The sequence below is a fragment of the Spirillospora sp. NPDC047418 genome (genome assembly GCF_040643275.1).
Classification (GTDB): Bacteria; Actinomycetota; Actinomycetes; order Streptosporangiales; family Streptosporangiaceae; genus Spirillospora.
Genome location: NZ_JBEYTW010000048.1, coordinates 43,664 through 63,224, shown reverse-complemented (window position 1 = coordinate 63,224; position 19,561 = coordinate 43,664). Strand labels below are relative to the sequence as shown.

Here is a 19,561-nt window from a genome sequence, read left to right as displayed (position 1 = left end):
GGGCTGGTGGCCGAGCTGCTCGCCGGGCGGGACGTGCTGGTGATCACCGACGCGGGCATGCCGGGGGTGTCGCGCCGCAGATCAACGAGGCGGGGTCACGCGTCGGCGGCCATCTCCTTGACCTTCTCGATCAGGGCCAGGCGGCTCTTGTGGTCGCCGGCTATCGGGGCGACGTTCAACGTCGTGACGCCGGACTCGCGCATCGCGGCGAGCCGCTCGCGGACGTGCCCCTCGGAGCCGATGAGGGACATCTTCTCCAGCAGCTCCTGCGGGACCTTCGCGGCGGCCTCGTCCTTCTTGCCGTCCAGGTACAGGTCCTGGATCTCCTCGGCCTCCTTCTCGAAGCCGTAGCGGCGGGCGAGGTCGTTGTAGAAGTTCTTGCCCTTGGCGCCCATGCCGCCGATGTAGAGCGCCGCCATCGGACGGCCGAACTCCAGGAAGCCCCGCACGTCGTCGCCGATGGCGAGCGGGGCCTGGCCGACCACGTCCAGCTCGCCGAGGGCGGGGTCGCGCCTGGCCTTGCCGGCGGCGAGGGACGCGCCCCACACGTCCGCGGCCTTCTCCGGCATGTAGAAGATCGGCTCCCAGCCGTTGGCGATCTCGGCGGTCTGCTCGACGTTCTTCGGGCCGATCGCGGCGACCAGGATCGGGATGTCGGCCCGCACCGGGTGGTTGATGAGCTTCAGCGGCTTGCCGAGGCCGGTGCCCTGCTCCGCGGGCAGCGGCAGCTTGTAGTACTTGCCGTCGTACTGGAGCCGCTCGCGCCGCCACACCTTGCGGCAGATCTCGATGACCTCGCGGGTGCGGCCGAGCGGCGCCGTGTACGGGACGCCGTGGAAGCCCTCGATGACCTGCGGGCCGGACGCGCCGATGCCGAGCGTGAACCGCCCGTCGGACACGTAGTCCAGGCCGGCGGCGGTCTGCGCCGTCGCGGTGGGCGTGCGGGAGTAGATGTTGAGGATGCCGGAGGCGATCTCCAGCCGCTCGGTCTTCGCCGCGATGTAGCCCATCTGGCTGACCGCGTCGAAGCTGTAGGCCTCCGCGATGTAGACGATGTCGAGCCCGGCCTTCTCGTAGTCGGCCAGCTCCTCGACGGTCTCCTTGAAACCGCCCGAGTAGCTCAGCGCCATCCCGATGCGCATCGGCACCCTCTCCCTAACCGAATCCGATTCCAGTCGAACGTAACCTACTCGCCGCCCCGCCGTCAGGACAGGGCGGGACCGTGCAGCGCGTCCAGCACGGGCCGGTACAGGTCACCGCGGATCCTGGCGACCGTCCCGCCGTTCCTGCCCGCCAGCGAGGCCGCCCACTCGACGGCGGCGGGGAGCACCTCGTCCTCGGACGCGGTCCGCTGGACGATCCCCGCCTCCCGCGCCTGCTCGGCGGTGTAGCGGCGGCCGGTGAGCATGGCCTCGTGCGCGGTCGCCCTCGGCAGCCGCTCCTTGATCAGCAGGTTCATCCCGGGCGTGAAGCTCATGCCGAGGTCGACCTCGGGCAGGCAGAAGTAGCCCCGGTCGGTCCGCATGACCGCGTGGTCGTGGCAGAGCGCGAGCATCCCGCCGCCCGCGAACGCGTGCCCGTTCAGCGCCGCGACCGTGGGCATCGGCAGCTCCAGGACGCGCGCGAACAGGCCGTGGACGCGCCCCAGGTACTCCTCGAACTTCTCCGGGTTCGCGCCGAGCCAGTCGAGGTCGAGGCCGTTGGAGTAGAACTTGCCGGTGCCGACCGTGACGAGCGCGCCGGGCCCGTCGTTCGCCGCCACGGTGTCGAGCGCGCCCTCGACCGCGCCCAGGAAGTCCGGGCTGAACCGGTTCTCACCGGCGTCGTACCGCAGGACGTACACGTCTCCGTCGCGCTTGAGGTCGATCACGTGGCTCTCCTTCATCTGTGCCTGGACGCACCCTACTCGTGAGTAGCCATCGTGCGCTCCGCTCCCCGGCCGGTAGGACGTCCGTCATGGTCACCCTTCTCTATGACGTGCGTCATGGGCAACGCGAGGACCTTATGATGAATGTCATAATCGAGTCATGGGGACGGACAGCCGGGAACGCATGGTGCGCAGCGCCGCCTACCTCTTCCGCGAGCGCGGCTACAGCGGCACCGGGTTCCGCGACGTCATCGCGCACAGCGGCGCCCCGCGCGGGTCGATCTACCACCACTTCCCCGGCGGCAAGGTGCAGCTCGCGGAGGAGGCCGTCCGCTACGCCGGCGACTTCCTCAACGCGGGGATCCTCGCCGCCACCGAGGGCGGCGACGCCGCCTCCGCGGTGGACGCGTTCGTCGGCTGGTGGCGGCAGGTACTGGTCAAGAGCGAGTTCCGGGCGGGCTGCCCCGTCCTCGCCGTCACGGTCGAGTCCCAGGAGGAGGCCCCGCAGCTCGCGGCGGCGGCCGCGGCGGTCTTCAACCGCTGGCAGGACACCCTCGCCACCGGGCTCGGCAACGCCGGCGTCCCCGACGACCGCGCCGCCCGCCTGGCCCGCCTCATCGTCGCCGCCGTCGAGGGCGCCACCGTCCTGTGCCGCGCCCACCGCGACGTGGCCCCCCTGGACGACGTCGTCGCCGAGCTGAAGGACATCACCCGCCGGGCGGTCGAGAACGCCTAGGACTCCCGCGCCCGCGCGTCCTCCGCCGCGGGCTCCGCGGCGAGGAGCTCGGCGACGGCCTGGAGCGCCAGGACGTAGGACATGGGGCCGAAGCCGGCGATGGTGCCGGTCGCGACGCCGGCGACGACGGAGGTGTGGCGGAACTCCTCGCGCGTCGCGGGGTTGGTGATGTGGACCTCGATGAGCGGCGCGGTCCGCTGGGCGAGCGCGTCGCGCAGCGAGTAGGAGTAGTGGGTGAACGCGGCCGGGTTCAGCACGATCGGGACGCGCTCGTCGGCGGCCTCGTGCACCCAGTGCACCATCTCGGCCTCGTCGTCGGTCTGCCGGACCTCCACGCTCAGGTCGAGGCGGCGGCCCGTGTCGCGGCAGAGGGCGGCGAGGTCGTCGAAGCTGGTCGTCCCGTACGTGCCGGGCTCCCGCACGCCGAGGCGCCGCAGGTTCGGGCCGTTCAGGACGAGCACGCGGTTCGTCATGGGACGCTCCTTTCTGGGGGACGACCACCAGACCCCCGCGGGGTCGCGCGACGGTCCTGGCTCCGCCGGCGCTCCGCCGCGGTCATCGCGCGACCTCCCGGTAGGCGGCGGCGAGCAGGTCCTCGTCGGGGCCTTCGAGGCGGCCCGGCGACGCGATGCCGTCCAGGACGACGAAGCGGAGCGTCGAGCCGCGCGACTTCTTGTCGATGGCCATGGTGGCGCGCAGGCCCGGCCAGTCGGCGGCATAGGAGACCGGCAGGCCGACCGAGGCGAGGACGTCGCGGTGCCGCTGGACGACCCCGGCGGGCAGCCGCCCGGCGAGCCGGGACAGCTCCGCCGCGTAGACCATGCCGATCGCGACGGCGTGGCCGTGCCGGAACGTGTAGTCCTCGGCCTTCTCGATGGCGTGCGCGAGGGTGTGGCCGTAGTTGAGGATCTCCCGGAGGCCGCTCTCCCTCAGGTCGGCGGAGACGACGCGGGCCTTGACCCGGACCGCCCGTTCGACCAGCTCGCGGGTGTGCGGGCCATCCGGGGACGCGGCGCCCTTCGGGTCGTCCTCGACCAGGTCCAGGATGGCGGGGTCGGCGATGAAGCCGGCCTTGATGATCTCGGCGAGGCCGCTGATGTAGTCGTCGTGCGGCATCGTCAGCAGCGCGGTCAGGTCGCACAGGACGCCGGCGGGCGGGTGGAACGCGCCGACGAGGTTCTTGCCCTCGGGAACGTTGATGCCGGTCTTGCCGCCGACCGCCGCGTCCACCATGCCGAGCAGCGTCGTCGGGACGAGCACCGTGCGCACGCCGCGCAGCCACGACGCCGCCGCGAACCCGGCGAGGTCGGTGGTGGCGCCGCCGCCGACGCCGACGACGACGTCCGTGCGGGTCATGCCGAGGCGGGCGAACGACGACCAGAGGCCGGCGAGGACGCCGACCTCCTTGGCGGCCTCGCCGTCGGGGACGGGCAGCGCCCGGACGGTGTACCCGGCCTGTTCGAGCGCCCCGCAGACGGGACGGGCGATCTCCGGGAGGCCCTCGGCGTGGACAACGGCGACGGTGCGGGCGCGGCCGCCGACCATGGCGGGCAGCTCGCCGATGACGCCCGCGCCGATGACGACGTCGTACGGCTCGGCGCCGCCCACCTGGACCGTGGCGTGTGTCACGTGGCGTCGTCCAGGGCCTTGGCGATCTCTTCGACGATGTCGGCGGGGTCGCGGCCGTCGGTGTCGACGGCGATCGTGCCGAGGCGCTCGTAGATCGGCAGGCGCTCCGCCAGGAGCTTGCGCATCTGGCTGCGCGGGTTCAGCACGAGCAGCGGCCGCGCGGAGTTGAGGCCGACCCGCTTGATCGACTCGGCGAGGCCGGCCTTCAGGTAGACGACCGTGCGGCCGGCGAGGAGCTCCTGCGTCTCCGGGGCGAGGACGGCGCCGCCGCCGAGGGCGACGACGCCCTCGTGCTCGGCGAGGGCCGCGGCGACGGCGGCGCGTTCCAGCGCGCGGAAGCGCTCCTCCCCGTCGTCGATGAAGATCTCGCCGATCGGCTTGCCCGCGGCGGCCTCGACGTCGGCGTCGGTGTCGCGCAGCGCGACGCCGAGGCGCTCGGCGAGCGCGCCGCCGACGGTGGTCTTGCCCGAGCCGGGCGGGCCGATGATGACTGCCTTCGGGCGCATGGTCCCCTTCACTTGATCGTCAGGGAGGACAGGTATCCGCGCAGGTTGCGCGCGGTCTCCTCGGCGGAGTCGCCGCCGAACTTCTCCAGCGCGGCGTCGGCGAGGACGAGCGCGACCATCGCCTCGGCGACGACCCCGGCGGCGGGCACGGCGGTGACATCGCTGCGCTGGTTGATCGCCTTGGCGGGCCCGCCGGTCTTCACGTCGATGGTGTCCAGCCGGCGCGGGACGGTCGAGATCGGCTTCATCGCGGCGCGCACGCGCAGCACCTCGCCGGTCGTCATGCCGCCCTCGACGCCGCCCGCCCGGTTCGTCCGGCGGCGGACGCCCTCGGGCGTGCCGTCGATCTCGTCGTGCGCCCGCGAGCCGGGCCGCCGCGCGGTGGTGAACCCGTCGCCGAGCTCCACGCCCTTGATCGCCTGGATGCCCATGAGGATGCCGGCGAGCCGCGCGTCGAGCCGCCGGTCCCAGTGGACGTGGCTGCCGAGGCCGGGCGGGAGCCCGTAGGCGAGGACCTCCACGACGCCGCCGAGGGTGTCGCCGGCCCGCTTCGTGTCGTCGATGTGCGCGACCATCGCGGCGGACGCCGCCTCGTCGAAGCAGCGGACGGGGCTCTCGTCCACCCGCGCGAGGTCATCGGGCCCGGGCAGGACGCCGTCGGGCGCGGCGACCTGGCCGAGCGCGATCACGTGGCTGAGGACGTCCACGCCGAGCGCCTGGCCGAGGAACGCCTTGGCGACGGTGCCGAGCGCGACCCGCGCGGCGGTCTCCCGGGCGCTGGCCCGCTCCAGCACCGGACGCGCGTCGTCGAACCCGTACTTCTGCATGCCGACGAGGTCGGCGTGGCCGGGCCGGGGCTGCGACAGCGGCGCGTTGCGCGCCTGGGCGGCGAGGACGTCGGCGTCGACGGGGTCGGCCGACATGACCGTCTCCCATTTCGGCCACTCGGTGTTGCCGACCTCGATCGCGACCGGCCCGCCGAGCGTCACCCCGTGCCGGACGCCGCCGAGGATCGTCACCTGGTCCTGCTCGAACTTCATCCGGGCGCCCCGCCCGTGCCCGAGCCGCCGGCGGCGCAGTTCCTCGGCGATGTCCGCCGAGGTCACGCGCACACCGGCCGGCAGGCCCTCCACGATCGCGGTCAGGGCCGGGCCATGGGACTCCCCCGCGGTCAACCAGCGCAGCATGACCACGATCCTATTGACTCCGCGCGCCCGCGCGTGACGGCGTCCACCATCTGAGAGGCTCGGCGGCGTGGCGCCGGCCGGTTCAGGCGATCTCGCGCCAGTCGAGGACCGGGGCGGCCGTGTCCCTGATCGCGGCGAGGAGGCCGAGCCGGTTGGCGCGGACGTCCGGGTCCTCGTCCATGACCAGCACGTCGTCGAAGAACCTGTCGATGGGCGCGACGAGGGCGGACGCGGCCTCCGCGAACTCCGGCAGGGACGGCCGGGCGGTCAGCTCGGCCCTGACGCGGGCGAACGCCTCGTGCAGGTCGCGCTCGGCGGGCTCGGTGAACCGGTCCGGGTCGTAGCCGGCCTCGGCGGTGCCCGGCACGATGCGCAGGACGCGCTGCAGCCCCGCCGTGAGCCGGGCGAACCCGGACGAGCCGAGCAGCCCCGCCAGGTCGCCGGCGGCCTGCGCGGCGTGCGCCGGGGTGCCCGCGAGCGGCAGCACGGCGCGGACGACGTTCACCGGGTGCCCCTCGTCCAGGAGGTTCTGCTCCAGCCGCCGCGCGATGAACCGCTCGGCCTCGGCGAGCGCGTCGGGGGCGACGGCGACGGGCTGGTGCCGGGCGGCGAGGGCGAGGCCGTCCCCGACCGTGACCGGCGCGAGGCGCGGGACGCCCCGCAGGATCGCGGTCAGCGCGAGCGCGGCGCGGCGCAGCCCGAACGGGTCGGAGCTGCCGGTCGGGGCGGACCCGACGGCGAACAGCCCGGTGAGCAGGTCGAGCCGGTCGGCGGCGGCGAGGACGGCGCCGGCGGCCGTGGCGGGCGGCGCGTCCCCGGCGGCGCGGGGCAGCTCCATGTCGTGCAGGGCCCGCGCGACGGCCTCGTCCTCGCCGGCGCGGCGGGCGTACTCGCGGGCCATCGTCCCGGCGAGGCTCGGCAGCTCGATGACCATGGACGAGGCGAGGTCGAACTTCGCCAGCGCGGCGGCGCGGGCCAGCGCGGCCCTCTCCTCGGGGCTGAGATCGAGGCGGCCGGCCAGGTCGGCGGCGATCGCGGCGATCCGCGACGACCGGTCGGCCATCGACCCGAGGCGCTCGGTGAACGTGAGCCGGCCGAGGCCCTCCTTGATCTGCTCGGGCGTGCTCCGCAGGTCCTGCCGGAAGAAGAACGAGGCGTCCTCGTAGCGGGCGCGGAGCACGGCCTCGTTCCCCGCCCGGACGGCGCCGTGGTCGCATTCGCCGTTGGCGACCGTGACGAAGTGCGGGAGCAGCCGTCCCGAGGCCCGCCGCACCGGCAGGTAGCGCTGGTGCTTGCGCATGACCGTGGTGAGGATCTCCTCGGGCAGCTCCAGGTACTTCTCCTCGAACGAGCCGAGGATGGCGACCGGCTCCTCGACGAGGTCGACGATCTCCTCGACGAGCGCGTGCTCGGCGGCGAGGTCGACCGCCCCGTCGCGGCCCCGCGCGAGGGACCCGGCGCCGTCGGCGATGCGGGTCCGGCGGCGGGCCCGCTCGGGTTCGATCCCGTGCTCGCGCAGGACGCCGACCAGCGACGCGGCGTCCGGCACGTCGACCCGCGGTGACGCGGCCGTCCGGTGGACGTGCGTGGAGCGCCCGGCGGTCAGGCCGGACACGGTGAACGGGATCTCCCGCCCGTCCAGCAGGGCCAGCAGCCAGCGGATCGGGCGGGCGAACGACAGGCCGGGCGCGTTCCAGCGCATGTTCTTCCCGGCGCGGAGCCCGGTGACGATGCCGGGGAGCAGCGCGGCGAGGACCTCGGCGGCGGGACGTCCCACCACCTTCCGGATGTATCCGGCGTACTCCCCGCCCGCGACGGTGACCCTCCCGACGTCCGGGACGTCGATGCCGTGCCCCCGCGCGAAGCCGAGCAGCGCCCGCGTCGGCTCCCCGGACGCGTCGTAGGCGGCGGCGAGCCGGGGCCCCTTCACGACCTGCTCGGTGTCGGGTTCGCGGGCCTCCAGGTCGCGGGCGAGCACGATGATCCGGCGGGGCGTCGCGCACGTGTCGAGCGAGGACGCGTCCGTGAACAGCCCGGCCTCCGCCAGCCCGTCGCGCAGCCGCTCCGCCACGTGTGCGGCCGTCCGCGCGACCTCGTGCGGCGGCAGCTCCTCCACTCCGATCTCCAGCGCGAACGTCCCCGCCGGGGCGTCCGGCAGCGCGCCCGGTTCGGAGCCGGGTTCGGAGCCGGGTTCGGAGCCGGGTTCGGAGCCGGCCGGCCGGGTCGCGGCGTCGCCGAGCGGATGCCCGAGCTCGGCGCGGCGCTCCACCCACAGGGCGGCGACCTCGTGGGCCAGGCCGCGCATCCGGGCGAACGCGCGGGCCCGCTCGGTGGTGCCGATCGCGCCGCGCGCGTCCAGCACGTTGAACGCGTGCGAGCACTTCAGCACGTAGGTGTGGGCGGGGACGGGCAGCCGCGCGTCCAGCATCCGGCGGGCCTCGGCCGCGTACGCCTCGAACAGCTCCCGGTTCGTCGCGATGTCGGCGTCGTCCAGGTAGTAGCGGCTCATCTCGTACTCGGCCTGCCCGAACGCCTCCCCGTAGGCGATGCCGGGCGCGTACGCGATGTCCTTGAAGTGGGAGACGCCCTGCAGCGCCATCAGGATGCGTTCCATCCCGTAGGTGATCTCGACCGAGACGGGGTCGAGGGTCAGCCCGCCGGACTGCTGGAAGTAGGTGAACTGGGTGATCTCCAGGCCGTCCAGCCACACCTCCCAGCCGAGCCCCCACGCGCCGAGCGCGGGCGAGGCCCAGTCGTCCTCGACGAACCGGACGTCGTGGGCGCGCAGGTCGATGCCGAGCGCGGTGAGGCTGCCGAGGTACTGCTCCTGCGCGTCGCCCGGCTCCGGCTTGAGGATCACCTGGAACTGGGTGTGGGTCTGCAGCCGGTTCGGGTTGTCGCCGTAGCGGGAGTCGTCGGGGCGGACGCTCGGCTCGGCGTAGGCGACCCGCCACGGCTCCGGGCCGAGGACGCGCAGCGCCGTGGCCGGGTTCAGCGTGCCCGCCCCCACCTCGGTGTTCATGGGCTGCGCGACGAGGCAGCCGCGCCCCGCCCAGTAGTCGGTGAGCCTGATCAGGGCGTCCTGCATCGTCAGCACGGGCGTGGTCGGCACGGGAGTCTCCAAAGTGGCGCGAAAGGACAAGCCTAGAAGCGCCCGAGACCTCGCTCGATCGCGACGCGCACGGGAGACTCCGCGGGAAGCGGGCCGGACGGCGCGAGCGGCGGCTGCGCCATGAAGCGGGGCCGCGTCCCGTGGTGCTCCTGCGCGGCGTGGACGAGGAACGGGTGGCACAGGTAGACGTCGCCGGCGCGTCCCGTCGCGTAGGCGAGCGGCCGGTGCCCGGTCGCCGGGACGGCCTCTCGCGCCAGCTCCATGAACGCCAGCCCGTCCTCCCCGGCGGGTTCCAGGATCGGCGGGACGTCCAGGTGGGAACCGACGCGGATACGGGTCGGCCCGTCGTCGCCGCCCACGTCGGAGAACAGGAACAGCATCAGCAGCGCGCGGCCCTTCGACGCCGCGTTCACCCGGTAGGACATGAAGTCGGCCGGGTCGTCGCCGGGGAAGCTCGCGTCGACGTGCCAGCCGTCGTCGCCGGGCGCGTCGTCGCTGGGGAACCGCACCGGGAACGTGCCGAGGCCGCCGCGCGGCAGCCAGGCGCCCGTCCCGACGAGGGCGTCGAACGCGTCGTGCAGGCGGGGCGTGTTCGCGGCGGCCCGGAACGGCTCCTGGGCGTAGTCGCCGAGCCGCACGACCGGACGCGTCCAGGTCGCGGGGTCGCCGGGGTCGCAGCCCGTGTCGCGCCACAGGATCGCCCGGCACTCGTCCGCCAGTTCCCGGGGGAACGCCTCCTCGACCCGGACGAACCCGTCGGCGAGGAAGGAGTCAACATCGACCATGGCGCCAGCCTGCCAAAACGCTCCGGGCGGACGCGAGCGATTTACCGGCGCAGGACGTTCAGCTCGACGCCACCGACGATGCGCCCGCGGAGTACTTCGGCGAGCCGGTCCGACACCCGCTGCACGGTGCCGCGCTCGTCGTGGCCCGGCACGACCGCGAACCGGACCGCGACCTCGGCGGACGTCCCCTCGACCACCCGGACGCCGGTCACGGACGGGTCCGAGCCGAACGCGGCGTCGACGGCGGCGAGGACGTCCGGGTCCTCGTGCGGCGGCGGGACGGGACGGCCCTCGGCGAGCAGGTGCAGGCGCAGCCCGTCCACCGCGAACGGCACCGGGCCCGCCACGTCCACGACCAACGCGTCGGCGCCCTCGTCGAGGGTGGCGCGGCACGCGTCGCCGCCGCGCACTGTCACGGGGCGGGCGTCGGCGCGCCAGGCCCGCATCGTCTCGGTGCAGGTGAAGCCGAGCACGCCGCGGCGGCCGTCGTCGCCGATCAGCGTCGGCAGCGCCATCTCGCTGTTCTTCTCCCGCCGCAGCTCGGTGGGCGCGACCTCTTCCTCCTCGGTGAGGACGGCGACGATCGGCACGAGCAGCCGGGCGCCCTGCAGCCGCCGCAGCACCGTGTGCGCGCCGACCCGCCCGGCCGCGTACCCGGCCAGCGCCTCGCACAGCCGGGGGTCGGCGCTCCCGTCGTCCCCGGGGTTCAGTGGTTCGGGAATCGTCAGTCCGGACACGGCAGGAAGGCTATAGCCTCCGGCGACCGCCGCGCGTACCTATCCGGATACTGTCCGCAACCGGAACGTCGCCCGAGAGGTCACCCGAGGTCGGCGATGGCGGCGACCGTGCCGCCGCCGGAGGGCCCCTGGTGGACGGCGGCGACCGACACGAACACCGCCGGGTCGCCGGTGACGGACGCCGCGACGCCGCCGACGCACGCCTTGATCTGCCGGTGCCAGTGCACGTCGGAGTCGTCCAGCATGATGTTGCGGCGCCCCCGGACCGCGCCGCTCGGATCGGCCTCGCACTTGATGAACACGTTGACGAGCCGGTCGCCGAGGTCGGACGTGCGGGGCCTGTCGGGCAGGTCGAGGCCGGTCGACCTGATCGCGTCCCAGACGCCGTCGGCGTCCAGTGCGTCCTTCATCACACCGTGCCCGGCCCGGTACCGGCCGCCGATGCCGCGCACGTTCCCGACGACGACGATCTGCGCCCGGTCGAGTTCGACGCCGGACGAGCACGACGCCACCGACGAGTACAGCGACAGGTCCCGGTGGATCTGCTCCGCCGACGGCGCCTCGATCTCGCCGAGCGCGACGGCGATGCCGAGGGCGGTGGTCGAGTTGGAGATGTCCATCGAGGCGAGGGTGTCCTCGGTGACGACGTCGCGGCCGCGCGACTTGGCGTCGTTGATCGTGTCGAGGGTGAGCAGCGGCGTCTTCGTCTGGACGTAGTGGACGTCGGCCGGGTCGTCGATCCCGGCGGTCTTCATGGCCTCGCGGACGCCGGCGGCGACGGTCTCGACCATCGCGGGCCGGCCGATGTCCTCGGGCAGGATGACGCCGCTCATCGCGACGCCGACCGACAGGCGCGGCTCGTCGGAGGCGGGCGCCCCCGCCGGGTCGAGGGTGGCGAACACGGTGGCGTGCGGGCTGAGGACGCCGTCGGTGCCGCCCGACCACACCAGCGGGACGCGCGCCACCTCGGCCGCGCTCCGGGTGCCCCTGGCGAGGAGCACCTCGCGGAACGCCCGGTCGGCCAGCAGCCGGGTGTAGTCGTTCACGCCGCCGTTGCCCTCGGTCTTGCCGACGACGGCCAGGACCCGGTCGGCCTCCAGGACGCCGTCGTCGATCAGCCGGGCCAGCCCGGCCGCGTCGGTCACGGACTCGATGGGGATCTTGCGGACTTCGATCGGATCGGGCACGTCATCGCTCCTCAGCTCGGTCGAATCGATCTCTACCCCGGACGCCTCCGGGGGTCACGCCTCCACGACCGTCCCGGCCCCGCCGCGGGCGGCGTCGCCGAGCCGGGCCAGCTCCGCGATCGCGGCGCGCCGCCCGCCGGCCGCGACGAACCGCCGCACCGCCTCCACCTTCGGGCCCATGGTGCCGCCGGCGAAGTGCCCGGCGGCGGCGAGCCCGGCCAGCTCCGCGACCGTGGTGCGGTGCAGGGGGCGGGCCGCCGGCGTCCCGAACCCGGCCACCGCGTTCGGCACGTCCGTGGCGATCACCAGCATGGACGCGCCGAGCCGGCGGGCCAGCAGCTGGGCGGCGAGGTCCTTGTCGACCACGGCCTCGACGCCGCGCAGCGCCCCGCCGGACCGGACGACGGGCGCTCCCCCGCCGCCCGCCGCGACGACGACGTGCCCGGCGTCCAGCAGCGCCGCCGCGGCGTCCGCGTCCAGGATCTCCAGCGGCTCGGGCGAGGCGACGACGCGCCGCCAGCCCCGCGCCCCGAACGGCCGCCACGTCTCCCCGTGCGCCATGGACAGGCGCGCCCGCTCCTCAGGGAAGTACCGGCCGATCGGCTTGGCGGGGGCGGTGAAGCCGGGGTCGGCGGCGTCCACGAGCGTCCGCGTCACCACCGTGGACACCGGGCGGGCGGCGCCCCGCGCGCACAGCGCCCGGTCCAGCGCGTTCATGATCATCACGCCGACGGTGGCCTGGGTCTGCGCGCCGCACCAGTCCAGCGGGACGGGCGGCACCACGCCCGCGGCCAGCTGGTTCTTGATCAGCAGGTTGCCGACCTGCGGCCCGTTGCCGTGCGTGAGCGCGACCCGCGCGCCCGCCGCGACCAGGTCCGCGACCGGCGCCATCGCGGCCTCGATCGCCGCCGCCTGCGCGTCCGGCGCGGCGCTGCCGTCCGGCGCGGTCATGGCGTTGCCGCCGAGCGCGATCAGGATCCGCTCGCCGCCGAGCGGTCCCCCGCCGTTCCAGGTCACGGGACGGACGCTAACCCGCGCGAAGGGCGGCGCTCACGGGCGAAATCCGCCCAACGAGCGCCGCTTCTTCGGCAACTTCTAGGGACGCGCGCCAAGCCGGCCGACCCAGCCCATCGCTTCGTAGGTGGTCGTGACGGTCCCGCGCCCGGCCTCGGTCGTCCGGAATTCGAGCAGGTCGGCGGTCGTCGCCGAGATGACCAGCCGGGACTCGGTCGCGGCCGCGCCGCCGTCCGGGGCCGACGCCGCGACGACCGCCATGCCGGGGCGGCCGAGCCGGTCGGTGGCCCGGCCGGCCAGCCGGATCCCGGGCTGCCCGGCGAGGACCTTGAACAGCGCCGACTTGGCGCCCGGCGTGATCGGCCCGCCGAGCAGGTCGTGCGCGATCCCCCACACGTAGGCGGTGAAGGTGAAGGTGCCCTTGAACGGGTTCTCGGCGGCCTTCAACTCGCGCTCGTAGCGGTCGCGCAGCACGGCCGACAGGCTCCGCGGGTCCTCGGGCAGGTCCGCGAGCTGCTCGGGGGTCATCTCCCCGGTGCCGGGGCCCCGGCGCATCGGCCCTTCCCAGACCTGCTTCTCACTGGAGCCGCCGAGGCGGGGAGACCCGTCCTGCCGCCACAGGGCCTTGTCCCGGGCGGTGGGGAAGACGAGCCTGTCCGGGCCGCCGGTCTTGCGCGCCCTGCCTCCGTCGCGCGGGAGCCAGACCTCGCCGGGGCTCTCGATCAGGGCCTTGTAGGTGATCTTCTTGTCCACCTTGCGGCGGTCCCGCCCCGTGCCGACGGCCACCTTGCGGTGCCCGCCCGCCTCGATCGTCGTCAGCTGCCGGTTGTACCAGTAGCGGCCGGTCGTGGCCGGAGCCTTGGCCGCCGTCGTGGCGCTGGCCAGCAGGAACGTGCGCGCGTCGGCGGGCCCCTGCCGCACCGCGGGCGGCTGCGGCGAGGTGCCGTCGCCGCCCGTGACGACGACGGCCCCGGCGGCGGCGCAGGCGGCGGCCGCGAGCCCGGCGACGAGCAGCACGGGCCGCCGGCGGGCGCGCGGGCGGGGGCCGGACTCGGCGGCGGCGCTCATGGCGCGGGCCAGGTCGGTGTCACGGCGGCGCGCGTGGCCGTCGTCGGCCAGTTCGTCGAGCGCGGCCGGCTTCAGCGCGCGGAAGATCGTGTCGGGCATCTTCTCTCCGGGGTTCATCGGGCCGCCTCCCCGGCGGCCGGGGCGGCGGGGACGGGGCGGGCCGGGGCGGGCTCGGCGGTGTCGAGGGCGCGGGCGAGGCGCTTGCGGGCCCGGTGCAGCCGGACGGCGAACGCGGGCACCGAGCAGCCCATGACCTTCGCCGCCTGCCGCGGGTCCAGGCCGTGCCAGTTGACGAGCGCGAGGACCTCCAGGTCGCGCCCGGGCAGCGCGGTGATCGCCGACAGCGCCGCCTCGCGTTCGACGACGTGGTCGGCGGCGTCCCAGGCGGCGAGGTCGGCGGGCGTGGTCAGCGCGCGGATCCGCGCGGCGAGGACGTGGTCGCGGCGGCCCCGGTCCCGCTGCTTGTGCAGCAGGTTGCGGGCGACGCCGAGCAGCCACGGCAGCGGCGGATCGGCGACGGCGTCCAGGCGCCGCCAGGCGATGAGGAACGTCTCACCGGCGATGTCCTCGGCCGTGTGCGGCTCGGCATGGGTGAGCGCGTAGGCGAGGACGCGGCGATGGTTCTCGTCGTACAAGCGGGTGAACCGTGATTCGGGATCATCCACGAAGACCTCCCGTCGGGGTCGGTTGTCGTGTCGTAATCCCGCAGGGGCGGCGCCGTTTACAGGCGGGTCCCCTGTTTCTCAGCGGAGGCGGGCGAGGCGCTCGACGGCCTCGTCGATGACCTCGTCCTTCTTGCAGAACGCGAACCGGACGAAGTGGGCGCCGGCCTCGGCGTGGTCGTAGAACACCTGCGACGGGATCGCGACGACGCCCGCCTTCTCCGGCAGGGCGCGGGCCAGTTCCATGCCGTCGGTGAAGCCGAGCGGCCGGATGTCGGCCTGCACGAAGTAGGTGCCCTGCGGCCGGTACGCCGTGAATCCGGCGGCCTCCAGGCCGGTGATGAGCCGGTCGCGCTTGGCCTGGAGCGACTTGCGCAGCTCCTCCACCCACGGGATCTCGTTGCGCAGCGCGTACGCGGCGGCCTGCTGATAGGGGGCGCTGACCGCGTAGGTGAGGAATTGCTTCACGGTCTGGACGGCCCGGACGTAGCGGGCGGGCGCGGTGACCCAGCCGGTCTTCCACCCGGTGACGGAGAAGGACTTGCCGGCGGACGACACCGACACCGTCCGCTCGCGCATCCCGTCGAGGGTGGCGAGGGGGATGTGCTCGGCGTCGTCGAACGTGAGGTACTCGTACACCTCGTCGGTGATCGCGACCAGGTCGTGCTCGCGGCAGACGCCGGCGATGGCCTCCAGCTCGTCCCGCGTGAAGACGGTGCCCGCCGGGTTGTGCGGCGAGTTCACCAGGATCGCCCTGGTGCGCGGCCCGACGGCGGCGCGCAGCTCGTCCGGGTCGAACGTGAAGCGCCCCTCCACCGGCCGCAGCATGACGGGCCTGCGCACCGCCCCGGCCAGCGCGATCACGGCCGCGTAGGAGTCGTAGTACGGCTCGAAGACGATGACCTCGTCGCCCGGCCCCGCCAGCGCGAGCACGGACGCGGCGATGCCCTCGGTGGCACCGACCGTCACGTACACCTCGGTCGCCGGGTCGTACGACAGCCCGTACCGCCCCAGCCGCTGCACGGCCACCGCCTCGCGCAGCTCCAGTACCCCGGGCCCGGGCGGGTACTGGTTGGCCCCTGACCGGATCGCGTCCACCGCCGCGTCCAGGATCCCGGCAGGGCCCGAGGTGTCGGGAAATCCCTGGCCGAGGTTGATGGCCCCGGTCCGGACGGCGAGCGCCGACATCTCAGCGAAGATCGTCTCACCGAAACCCTGCATGCGGTCGACCAGTGGCTCACTCACGCCACAAGACTAGAACCCGCCATCCCCGCGTGCGCGCGGGCATGGCGGAGCGTCAGCCGCCGGACGGGGGTCAGATCCAGCCCATCTCGCGGGCGGTCTGGAAGGCCCCGACGCGGTTGGACTCGCCGAGTTTGGCCATGGCGGCGGACAGGTAGTTGCGGACGGTGCCCTCGGACAGGTGGAGGAGGGCGGCGACGCGGGCGGTCTCGGTGCCGGTCCCGGTGAGGCGGAGGATCTCGCGCTCGCGCTCGGTGAGCGGGTTGTCGCCGGCGGCCATGGCGCCGGCGGCGAGTTCGGCGTCCAGGTAGCGGCCGCCGCCGTGGATCTTGCGGATGGCGGCGGCGAGCTCCTGGGTGGGGGCGTCCTTGGCGACGAAGCCGCGGACCCCGGCGGCCATCGCGCGGCGCAGGTAGCCGGGGCGGCCGAAGCTCGTCAGGATGCACACCGCGCAGCGGGCGCCGGAGGCGTTCAGCTCCTCGGCGGCGGTGAGCCCGTCCAGGCCCGGCATCTCGATGTCGAGGACGGCGACGTCCGGGTCGTGGCGGGCGACCGCCGCGGCGACCTCGTCGCCCCGGCCGACCTCGGCGACGACCTCCAGATCGGCCTCGAGGCCGAGCAGCGCGGCGACGGCGCCGCGGATGAGGTGCTCGTCGTCGGCGAGCAGGACGCGGATCACGCGCCGCTCCCGGCGGTGGTTCCCGCGGTCGTCCCGGCGGGCTCGGGGACGGTGTCGTCCACCGGGCCGGGGAGCGGGACGGCGGCGCGCAGCAGGTAGCCGCCGCGGCCGTGCCGTCCGGCGGTGATCTCGCCGCCGAGGACGGCGACGCGTTCGGCGAGCCCGGTGAGGCCGGAACCGTCCGTGGCGTCGCCGGCGCGGACGCCGTCGTTGCGCATCTCCAGGACCACGGACCCACCGTAGAGCGTGATCGAGATCGCGCAGTGCCGGGCCTCGCTGTGCTTGATCACGTTGGTGGCGCCCTCCCGGATGACCCAGGCCAGCACCGCACGGACCTCGGACGGCAGCGTCCCCGGCGGGTCGCCGATCTCGCAGCGGACCCCGGCGGCCTCCAGCACCGCCCGGACCCCGGCCAGCTCGGCGTCCAGCTCCACGGCGCGGTACCCGCTGACGGCGGCGCGCACTTCGCGGAGCGCCTCCCTGGCGGCCCGCTGGACGTCGGCCATCTCGGCCCCGGCGCGCGCGGGGTCGGTGCCCGCCATCCGGATGGCCAGCTCGCTCTTCACCGCGATCAGCGACAGGCTGTGGCCGAGCAGGTCGTGCAGGTCGCGGGAGAAGCGGAGCCGCTCCTCGGTGACGGCGAGCCGGGCGAGGACGTCGCGGGCGGCGTAGGTCTCCTGGTGCAGGTCCCACATGCGCCGCTGGTAGCGGTTGATGAACACGACGAACCCGCAGATCGCGGTGTTCACCGCGAACATGATCGGGAAGAGCGCGTACCAGGGCAGGTCCCCGCCGGGGTAGAGGCGGATCGCCGCGATCGAGGACAGCACACCGCAGAACGCTCCGGAGCCGGCGCACAGGAGCACCATCTGCCTCCGGCTCATCGGCGACAGCACCAGGGCCGACACCCAGAAGACGGGGATGACGCCGAACAGCGGGCCGGTGAGCAGCATCAGGCTGAGCGCACCGGCGACGGCGCCGCTGAACACGACGTCCCGCCGGGACGCGCCGCCCTCCAGGCCCGTCCGGACGAGCCGCGCGTAGCACCAGGTGAGCAGCCCGAGCCCGGCGATCACCGCGCCGATGACGGGCGGGCCGGCGTCGCCGTTGCCGTGCGCGACCTGGAGCCCGGCGAGGCTCGGCGCGATGAAGCCCACGGCGGCGAACAGGAACGACCGGTACGTGACCCGTCGGTAGCGTTCCAGCCTGCGTGCGGCCTGCTCTTCGATGTCCGCCGTGGTCGCGACCGTCATATCCCCGTTCCTCCCGACCCCGTCCAGTATTCCCTGGTTAGGCGTGCCGCGGCTCCCACCGGAACCAGCGGGAGGCGAGGGCGCGGCCGATCACGGCCCAGAAGGCCAGGTAGAGGAACGGCCGCACGCACGTGAGCCAGCCCTCGGCGATGCCGACGGGCGGGTGGGAGGCGGTGCGGTGGACGAAGTCCTGCCCGAAGTACCCGGTGCGGGCGATCTCCACGACGGGGCTGAGCGGGGTGAACCGGCAAACCTGCTGGAGCCATTCGGGCAGGCCGTCCATGGGGAACATCACACCGGCCCCCAGCATGCAGGCGAACATGATCGGCAGGACGGTGAGCTGCGCCATCTCGGCGTTCGGGGTGATGCCGGAGATCACGAACGCGAGGGTCGCGAAGACCGCGGCGCCGCCCGCGAGGCCGGCGAGCAGGAGCACCGGGTCGGCGGGGAACCGGCCGCCGAACGCGATCCCGAGGACGGCCAGCAGCGCCAGCGCCTGGACGGCGTACATCGCGGTCGCGGTGAGGACGCTGCCGCCGGTGATCTCGGCGTCCGACAGCGCGGTGCCGCGCAGCCGCTTGAGCGTGCGGTCCTCGCGGCGCGCGGTGAACACGGTGACGAGGTTCATGAAGACCGCGAACACGAGGAAGAAGCCGAGGTGGCCGGTGCCCTGGAGGAGTGCGCCGTCGACACCGCCGATCTCCTGGCCCTTCATCGGGACGAGCATCCCGGCGAACAGGATCGGGAGGCCGAAGACGGTGAACAGGGCGGTCCGGTTGCGCCACAGGAGGGTGAGGTCGAGCCGGGCGACGCGGGACATCGCGGAGAGGTTCATCGGGTCGCTCCTTCGGCGGTGCGGAGGAACACGTCTTCGAGGGACGCGCTGCGTGCGTGCAGGCCGTCGAGCCGGACTCGTTCCTCGTCGGCCCAGCGCAGCAGTTCGTACAGGCCCGCCTGGAGACCGACGCCGTCGACGGTGTAGGACGCGACGGTCCGGCCGCCGTCCACGGAGATGTCGGCGCGGGCGCCGCGCAGGTCGGGAAGCTCGGTGACCGGGAGGTCCCCCGGCATCTGGAAGCTGATGCGGTCGCCGTGCCCGGCGACGACCTCGCCGACCGTGCCGGACGTCTCGATCCGGCCGCGGTGCAGGATCGCCAGCCGGTCGGCGAGGTGCTCGGCCTCCTCCAGGTAGTGGGTGGTCAGCAGGACGGTCGTGCCGCCCGCCACCACGTCCCGGACGATCTTCCAGGTGGCGTGCCTGGCCTCCGGGTCCATGCCGCTCGTCGGCTCGTCCAGGAAGAGCACCGCCGGCCGGCCGAGCAGCGCGAGCGCGAGGTCGAGGCGGCGCTTCTGCCCGCCCGACAGCTGCCGGACGCGGACCCCGGCCTTGTCGGCGAGCCCGGCGATGCCGATGGCCTCGTCCCGGTCGCGCGCGGCCGGGGTGAAGCCGCGCCAGTGGTCGACGGTCTCGGCGACGGTGAGGTCGGCGAAGAAGCCGCCGTCCTGCAGCATGATGCCGATCCGGGGGCGGACCTTGCGCCGCTCCCGGTGCGGGTCGTGCCCGAGGACCCGCACCGTGCCCGCGTGGACGGCCCGGTGCCCTTCCAGGGTCTCGAGGGTGGTCGTCTTGCCCGCGCCGTTCGTGCCGAGCAGCGCGAACAGCTCCCCCGCCGCGACGTCGAAGGAGATGCCGGCGACGGCCTCGAAGTCCCCGTAGCGCTGGCGGAGGCCGTCGACGCGGATGGCTGCGTTGTCCATGCCTCCAGCCTGGTGATCACGCGCGCCCGCCGGTAGAAGCGCGTGTCACCGGTTCTGCAGGCGGCTGTCAGGCGATCGGCATGACAGGTGTCACGCGCTCGGCCTGTGCTCGGCCTGTGGGCTCGGGCTGGGCGCGCGG

General features: G+C 74.2%; 19 protein-coding genes. 1 reads left to right on the top strand and 18 read right to left on the bottom strand.

The genetic code is table 11. The features are described from left to right. Positions 1-95: 95 nt before the first annotated feature. Complete coding sequence (locus ABZ806_RS26840) at positions 96-1,142, bottom strand: LLM class F420-dependent oxidoreductase (RefSeq protein ID WP_500220161.1); 1,047 nt, start codon at positions 1,140-1,142, stop codon at positions 96-98. Between the two features lie 62 nt (positions 1,143-1,204). After that, positions 1,205-1,870: an enoyl-CoA hydratase-related protein gene (locus ABZ806_RS26835; protein WP_500220160.1), complete on the bottom strand. Its 666-nt coding sequence runs from the start codon at positions 1,868-1,870 to the stop codon at positions 1,205-1,207. A gap of 157 nt (positions 1,871-2,027) precedes the next feature. Between ABZ806_RS26835 and ABZ806_RS26830 the strand changes: the two genes are divergently transcribed. Further along, entirely contained in the window at positions 2,028-2,603 is a 576-nt protein-coding gene (locus tag ABZ806_RS26830; RefSeq protein WP_500220159.1) for a TetR/AcrR family transcriptional regulator, read from the top strand. Here the strand turns inward: ABZ806_RS26830 and aroQ are convergent. From aroQ to ABZ806_RS26750, 16 genes are all read right to left on the bottom strand, one after another. Further along, the gene (gene aroQ / locus ABZ806_RS26825) at positions 2,600-3,076 is read right to left on the bottom strand and encodes a type II 3-dehydroquinate dehydratase (RefSeq protein WP_500220158.1); all 477 of its coding nucleotides are present in this window, start codon (positions 3,074-3,076) and stop codon (positions 2,600-2,602) included. The genes ABZ806_RS26830 and aroQ overlap by 4 nt on opposite strands. An 82-nt stretch (positions 3,077-3,158) precedes the next feature. Next, on the bottom strand, positions 3,159-4,232 hold the full coding sequence (aroB, locus tag ABZ806_RS26820) for a 3-dehydroquinate synthase (protein ID WP_500220157.1): 1,074 nt from the start codon (positions 4,230-4,232) through the stop codon (positions 3,159-3,161). Continuing rightward, complete coding sequence (locus ABZ806_RS26815; RefSeq protein WP_500220156.1) at positions 4,229-4,738, bottom strand: shikimate kinase; 510 nt, start codon at positions 4,736-4,738, stop codon at positions 4,229-4,231. Before ABZ806_RS26815 ends, aroB begins: the two co-directional genes overlap by 4 nt. 8 nt (positions 4,739-4,746) lie before the next feature. Continuing rightward, positions 4,747-5,925 (bottom strand): chorismate synthase, encoded by a 1,179-nt coding sequence (gene aroC, locus ABZ806_RS26810; RefSeq protein WP_500220155.1) that lies wholly within the window; start codon positions 5,923-5,925, stop codon positions 4,747-4,749. An 82-nt stretch (positions 5,926-6,007) separates the two neighbouring features. Next, the gene (locus ABZ806_RS26805; RefSeq protein WP_500220154.1) at positions 6,008-9,037 is read right to left on the bottom strand and encodes a glycine--tRNA ligase; all 3,030 of its coding nucleotides are present in this window, start codon (positions 9,035-9,037) and stop codon (positions 6,008-6,010) included. Between the two features lie 32 nt (positions 9,038-9,069). Beyond that, entirely contained in the window at positions 9,070-9,822 is a 753-nt protein-coding gene (locus tag ABZ806_RS26800) for a phytanoyl-CoA dioxygenase family protein (protein ID WP_500220153.1), read from the bottom strand. A 41-nt stretch (positions 9,823-9,863) separates the two neighbouring features. After that, a complete protein-coding gene (locus tag ABZ806_RS26795; RefSeq protein WP_500220152.1) occupies positions 9,864-10,559 on the bottom strand; it encodes an SseB family protein in 696 nt (231 codons plus the stop codon). 80 nt (positions 10,560-10,639) lie between these two features. Continuing rightward, positions 10,640-11,746, bottom strand: coding sequence for a barbiturase (bar, locus tag ABZ806_RS26790; RefSeq protein ID WP_500220151.1), 1,107 nt, complete (start codon positions 11,744-11,746; stop codon positions 10,640-10,642). A 54-nt stretch (positions 11,747-11,800) separates the two neighbouring features. Next, the gene (locus ABZ806_RS26785) at positions 11,801-12,763 is read right to left on the bottom strand and encodes a carbamate kinase (protein WP_500220150.1); all 963 of its coding nucleotides are present in this window, start codon (positions 12,761-12,763) and stop codon (positions 11,801-11,803) included. A 78-nt stretch (positions 12,764-12,841) separates the two neighbouring features. Beyond that, a complete protein-coding gene (locus ABZ806_RS26780) occupies positions 12,842-13,945 on the bottom strand; it encodes a CU044_5270 family protein (RefSeq protein WP_500220149.1) in 1,104 nt (367 codons plus the stop codon). Continuing rightward, entirely contained in the window at positions 13,942-14,493 is a 552-nt protein-coding gene (locus tag ABZ806_RS26775; RefSeq protein WP_500220148.1) for an RNA polymerase sigma factor, read from the bottom strand. Before ABZ806_RS26775 ends, ABZ806_RS26780 begins: the two co-directional genes overlap by 4 nt. Before the next feature lie 78 nt (positions 14,494-14,571). Next, positions 14,572-15,735, bottom strand: a complete 1,164-nt coding sequence (locus ABZ806_RS26770) for a pyridoxal phosphate-dependent aminotransferase (protein WP_500220147.1) — start codon at positions 15,733-15,735, stop codon at positions 14,572-14,574. A 70-nt stretch (positions 15,736-15,805) separates the two neighbouring features. Next, a complete protein-coding gene (locus ABZ806_RS26765; protein WP_500220146.1) occupies positions 15,806-16,411 on the bottom strand; it encodes a response regulator transcription factor in 606 nt (201 codons plus the stop codon). Further along, complete coding sequence (locus ABZ806_RS26760; protein ID WP_500220145.1) at positions 16,408-17,664, bottom strand: sensor histidine kinase; 1,257 nt, start codon at positions 17,662-17,664, stop codon at positions 16,408-16,410. The genes ABZ806_RS26765 and ABZ806_RS26760 overlap by 4 nt, the downstream gene beginning before the upstream one ends. A gap of 37 nt (positions 17,665-17,701) precedes the next feature. Continuing rightward, positions 17,702-18,499: an ABC transporter permease gene (locus ABZ806_RS26755; protein ID WP_500220144.1), complete on the bottom strand. Its 798-nt coding sequence runs from the start codon at positions 18,497-18,499 to the stop codon at positions 17,702-17,704. Continuing rightward, complete coding sequence (locus tag ABZ806_RS26750) at positions 18,496-19,422, bottom strand: ABC transporter ATP-binding protein (RefSeq protein ID WP_500220143.1); 927 nt, start codon at positions 19,420-19,422, stop codon at positions 18,496-18,498. Before ABZ806_RS26750 ends, ABZ806_RS26755 begins: the two co-directional genes overlap by 4 nt. Between the last annotated feature and the right edge of the window lie 139 nt (positions 19,423-19,561).